Origin of the sequence: Streptococcus sp. CCH5-D3, from assembly GCF_001556435.1 — a bacterium.
Taxonomy (GTDB): Bacteria; Bacillota; Bacilli; order Lactobacillales; family Streptococcaceae; genus Streptococcus.
In genome coordinates this window covers 1-629 of sequence record NZ_LSIW01000162.1, presented here as the reverse complement: position 1 = coordinate 629, position 629 = coordinate 1, and the positions used below count along the sequence as shown (strand labels likewise).

At 42.8% G+C, this 629-nt stretch carries 1 protein-coding gene; it reads left to right on the top strand.

Features of this window, described 5'->3' with window-relative positions:
* Positions 1 to 629 (top strand): mucin-binding protein (locus AX662_RS10860; RefSeq protein ID WP_443030986.1); only part of this gene is annotated, 629 nt, incomplete at both ends.

The following is a 629-nucleotide window of genomic DNA, read 5'->3' as shown; positions in this document are numbered from 1 at the left end:
TAAAGCAGATCAAAAAGCAGTCATCACGTACGTTGATCAAACAACAGGTCAAACCCTTGCCAATGATCAAGTTGGTGGTAAATCAGGTGAAGCTATCAACTACTCAACTGCAGACAAGATTAAGTACTATGAAGATCGTGGTTATGTTCTCGTAAGCGATGAATTCCCAGCAGGAGCTCACTTCGACAACGATGCTTCAGTAGATCAAACATGGACAGTTACCTTGAAACATGGTGAAACTCCAGTAGGACCAAATGATCCACATAACCCAACAGATCCAATCAATCCAAATGATCCAAACAGTCCTAAGTACCCAGCGACAGATCAATGGAAGAAAGATGTCACATCTACTGTTAAGTATGTGGTATCAGATGGTAAGGTAGCAGCCCCATCAGATCATGTTGAAAACGCGACATGGACACGTACACTTACCTTGGATAAAGTCACAGGTAAAGAACTTTCAGCGACACCATGGGCATCAGATAAGACAGCCTACGCTGCAGTTCCAACACCAGGTTTGACAGGCTACTACGCTGATAAAGCAAGTGTTGCTTCTAAGACAGTTACTCAAGAAAACCTTGAAGAAACGGTTACTTACAAACCACTTGGAAACTTGGTTCCAAAACCAG